Annotated in this window: 5 protein-coding genes and 1 tRNA gene; 4 read left to right on the forward strand and 2 right to left on the reverse strand. The window is 46.1% G+C overall.

Annotation, left to right across the window (positions count from 1 at the left end; all coding sequences use genetic code 11):
• Window positions 1-243: 243 nt before the first annotated feature.
• Together Q0413_RS00020 and Q0413_RS00025 are read right to left on the reverse strand one after the other, a co-directional pair.
• Window positions 244-585, reverse strand: a complete 342-nt coding sequence (locus tag Q0413_RS00020; RefSeq protein WP_298986011.1) for a hypothetical protein — start codon at window positions 583-585, stop codon at window positions 244-246.
• A gap of 67 nt (window positions 586-652) precedes the next feature.
• Complete coding sequence (locus tag Q0413_RS00025; RefSeq protein ID WP_298986013.1) at window positions 653-1,276, reverse strand: hypothetical protein; 624 nt, start codon at window positions 1,274-1,276, stop codon at window positions 653-655.
• Between the two features lie 372 nt (window positions 1,277-1,648).
• On the opposite strand from Q0413_RS00025, the gene Q0413_RS00030 reads away from it, so the two are divergent.
• The 4 genes from Q0413_RS00030 to Q0413_RS00045 form a co-directional block, all read left to right on the forward strand.
• Window positions 1,649-1,725: transfer RNA gene (locus Q0413_RS00030), tRNA-Arg, on the forward strand.
• A 64-nt stretch (window positions 1,726-1,789) separates the two neighbouring features.
• Window positions 1,790-2,782 (forward strand): agmatine deiminase family protein, encoded by a 993-nt coding sequence (locus Q0413_RS00035; RefSeq protein ID WP_298986017.1) that lies wholly within the window; start codon window positions 1,790-1,792, stop codon window positions 2,780-2,782.
• 20 nt (window positions 2,783-2,802) lie between these two features.
• A complete protein-coding gene (locus tag Q0413_RS00040) occupies window positions 2,803-3,975 on the forward strand; it encodes a carbon-nitrogen hydrolase (RefSeq protein WP_298986020.1) in 1,173 nt (390 codons plus the stop codon).
• A gap of 275 nt (window positions 3,976-4,250) precedes the next feature.
• Window positions 4,251-4,464: type II secretion system protein (locus Q0413_RS00045; RefSeq protein ID WP_298986023.1), on the forward strand; the 214-nt coding region annotated here is incomplete at its 3' end.

Here is a 4,464-nt window from a genome sequence, read left to right on the forward strand (position 1 = left end):
GGGTTTGGGGCGGGAAGGGGAGCGACCTCGCAATTCAAGCTCCCTTCCCGCCCTGATAGAAACGGAAATCACGGCATAAAATTCGCAAGTCGTGAATTTGGGGATAAAATTTTGAAATTTTATCTCTTAAAATATAATAAGTGTAGCATGCTTAGTAAGAGATGCGGCGTAAAATTTGAAATTCTGCAACGAAAACGGCGTCTATGCAATGCCCGTTCTGCATCCGCGTCGCAAATTTTAAATTTAGGATAAAATTTTAATGGCTAGCCCCGCGCAAAATAGAAAAATCCTCGCATAGATCGCTAAAAACGGCGCGATTATCGCATAGTGGATGATAAACTCAAAGAAATTGTAGATTATGTGCTTGCTTTTGGGCTCTTTAAATTTTAATTCTAGCGGCTCGTTCGAATCAAACGGCGTGTTGGAGCGCAAAATGTGCCCCGGACTAAACATCCAGCGCACGAAATCTATTTTATTGCGCTGCATATAGTCTTTGCCGATGCCCAATACGCCGTTTATATAGCATACAAAACCAAAACCGCCGAAAAACAAAATTAGCCCGATGTCGATCAGCTTATCCGCCATAGCGATCTTTCCTTTGCTTTTTAAATTTAGAAATTTAGCCCGCCGTATTTGCTATCTCGCCGTTTGCCTATTGAAATTCTAATTTCGCGGGATTGCACTCTTTGTCGGCTTTGCAATCTTGCAATTTTTTGATGATTTTATTGAAATGTTCTTTGTTATGCGCCAAATCTCTCGTCATCGTTGTGTATTTGATTACTTCGTCAATGTCGAAAGAATAATGTAGATATGTTAGAGCGCAAAGAAAACAAGAATTTATAATCTGACCGACTTCGCAGCCTCTTACTAACCGTTCTAAACCTAATGGAATTCTACTTGTTTTAATTAGAATTTCACCCGCCAAATCACAAGCTTCAAAATTTTCTCTGCCATTTTTTTCAAAGCATTTTGTATTTAAGCTTTCTAATAATTTTTCACAGGTGCTGTATTTTCCATTGCCAAAATCGCACTCCTTTATAAATTGCGAAATTTTTGGAGAATAAATTTTATCACAACCTATGTAATCATGCGAAGCGTCGCAACTAACTTTCGCTTTGCCATACTCTTCGGCGGACATTTTATAAAACTCGTCGCTTAAAATTTTAATTCCCGCAGAATTTTGTCCTTGTGCCTCGCTTGGCTCCGTATCTTGCATCGCAAAAGCAGCCCCGCAAAGACCGAGCCACAGCACAAACGCCAAAAATACTTGCTTCATTTTCTCTCCTTCGTTCATTTCATTACTTGCTTATGATACCTAAAAAGCAATAAATTTTATTTATTTTGCGTGGGATTTGGGCTGCAAGGTCGTAAATTTTTAAGACATTTTAAATTTGCCTCGCGGAATTTTAAGTAGGATAAATTTTAAATTCCAAAATGCAATCCTTAAGCAAGTTAAATTTCGGCGCGATACAAGGTAAATTTGAGTAGGCTAAAATTCTTGCACGTTGGAATTTAAAAGAAAAACTAGGCGTCGCGATCGGGCAAATGCGAAAAATGCGAAGCTAAAATTTATCGCATGTCGAAATTTAAACCGCCTTTTGGCTAAATTTAAGCTAAAAACGCTATAATCCCGTTTCTTTTATTTCGTGCGCTCGTAGCTCAGCTGGATAGAGCATTTGATTGCGGTTCAAAAGGTCGGGGATTCGAATTCCTCCGGGCGCACCATCCACAAATATCTTTTTAAACCGACCTTCGCTATAATCCGTGAAATTTTAATCTTGGAGCAAAAATGAGAGCATTCGCCGAATGGGAGGAGCAAGAGGCGCTTTTGGTGTCTTTGCCACACGCGGACACCGACTGGGCGCCGTATTTAGGCGAGATACGGGCGGCTTACCGTGACTTTATCGCCGCTGCAGCGAGGTTTGAGCCGGTCGTTGCAATCGCGCCGAGCCGCGAGGATTTTGAGCAAATTTGCGGCGGCTTAGCAAACGCGAGCTTCGCGCAAATCGATACCGACGATACGTGGATCCGCGATTACGGCGCGATCGACGTAGAGGAGGGCGGTAAAATCACGGGGCTAAATTTTCGTTTCAACGCCTGGGGCGGCAAGTTCGCAAGTGCTAAGGACGACGCGTTAAATTCCAAGCTTTACGCCGCGAACGCCCGCCCGCTGCGAGACGTAGATCTGATCTTAGAAGGCGGTAGCGTCGATTTTGACGGCGCGGGCACGATGCTAACTACGAGCGCGTGTTTGCTAAACGAAAATCGCAACTCCCTTAGTAAGGCCGAGCTGGATGCGCGCCTGCGTGAAATTTTCGGGCTGAAAAACATAATCTGGCTGGGACGCGGCTTCATCAAAGGCGACGATACCGACAGCCACGTAGATACCCTCGCACGCTTTCTAAGCCCGCGCACTGTGGCTATTTCGTCGTGCGACGATCCGAGCGATCTGCACTATGCGGAGCTTGGTGCGATGAAGGATGAAATTTCATCGCTCGGATACGACGTGATCGAACTGCCGATCCCGCGCGCGATCTTTTATCAGGGACGCAGGCTGCCTGCTACTTACGCAAATTTCGTCTTTTTAAACGGCGCGCTCATCGTGCCTACCTATGCAGACCCCGCAGATCCACACGATCCGAACCGCGCGGCGGACGAGCTGGCGCTGTCGCGTCTGCGAGCAGCGTGCACGGATCGCGAAGTAGTGGGAGTGAACGCGCGTGTTTTCATCCGCCAAAACGGCTCGCTACACTGCTCGTGCATGAATAAATTCAGGCTTTAAATTTAGATCGAAGGAAAAATATGAAAATTTTAAAAGTTGGGCTGATTTCGCATAAATTTGAAGGCACCAAGGCGCGCACGATAGCGCGCAGTATCGAACTCATCGCGCGCGCAGCGGCGAAGGGCGCGCAATTAATCGTTTTGCAAGAGCTTCATCAGACGCATTATTTTTGCCAGCGCGAAAATACCGAAAATTTCGACTATGCGCAGGATTTCGAGCGCGATTTACGGCTGTGGAGCGAGGTAGCGAAGAGATTTGGCGTCGTGCTGGTAAGCTCGCTTTTCGAGCGTCGTGCCGCGGGGCTGTATCACAACACTGCCGTGGTCTTCGAGCGCGACGGCACGATCGCCGGCAAGTACCGCAAGATGCATATCCCCGACGATCCGCAGTTTTACGAAAAATTTTATTTCACGCCGGGCGATCTGGACTTTGAGCCCATAGATACGAGCGTGGGGCGGCTCGGCGTGCTCGTGTGCTGGGATCAGTGGTATCCCGAGGCGGCGCGCGCGATGGCGCTACGCGGTGCCGAGCTGCTCATATATCCGACCGCGATCGGGTGGTTCGACGGCGACGGCGAGGACGAAAAAGCGCGTCAGCTGGAGGCTTGGGTTGCGGTACAGCGCGGGCATGCAGTGGCAAACTCTCTACCCGTAGTCGCCGTAAATCGCGTGGGTTTTGAAAGCGCCGCGCTTAGCGAGATCTCACCGGATGAAATTTTATCCGGGAGTGAAGCAAATTTGAATATGCGCGATAAAATTTCGCGCTCCGCGGATGTGAGCAGCGAGAGTAAAATTTTAAGCGAGGGCGGAATTTTATCCTTTAATAACGAGGCGCTAACGGGTGGCGGCAAAATGGCGATCGGCGGCGAAATTTTGCCCGCGAAAAATGAGGCGGCGCGAGAGAATTTAAAAATTTCTATAGAGATTAAATTTAACGGCGAAACTTTAGAGGTGCTGCCGAATAAACAGCGCGTGGACCAGCTTGTCAGCGAAGAAGGGATTAGGTTTTGGGGTAATAGCTTTGTTTTCGGCGCGCAGGGCGAACAGCTGTTTCGCGCAAACAGCACCGACGAGCTATGCGAAGTCGTAACCATCGATATGCAAAGATGCGAAAACGTGCGCCGCTGGTGGCCGTTTTTGCGCGATAGACGCGTAGAAAACTATGAAATTTTGACTAAGCGATACGGGCTGTAGCTCCTGTATCTCGAATAGCCATATAGTTTATCGGGTGCGCATGAGAATGAAAGCGAATAATTTTATGATATCAATGTGTAGAAGCGCCGATAAAATACATTATATAAGCCGAATGGATTTAAAATTTTGATTTTACAATGCCCGCAAAATCGAGCTTTGTAAATAAATTGTAAAAAATTTGCTAAAAACTATTGACAATTTTTAAATTTTTCTCTATAATTCCGCCAAGTTTCGCATATAGGTATGCGGGATGAATTTTATTTAAGGAGTAAACCATGAAAAAAGGTTTTACTATGATCGAGTTGATCTTCGTTATCGTTATTTTAGGTATTTTGGCAGCTGTTGCTATTCCAAGACTTGCAGCTACACGTGATGATGCTGAGGTTTCTAAGGCAGCTTCTAACATTCAGACTATGGTAACAGATTTAGGTGCATATTATACATCTCAAGGAAATTTCTCTTCTACTGTTAGCACTATGACAAATGTTG

It is taken from the genome of uncultured Campylobacter sp. (assembly GCF_938045465.1).
In the GTDB taxonomy this organism is placed as follows: domain Bacteria; phylum Campylobacterota; class Campylobacteria; order Campylobacterales; family Campylobacteraceae; genus Campylobacter_B.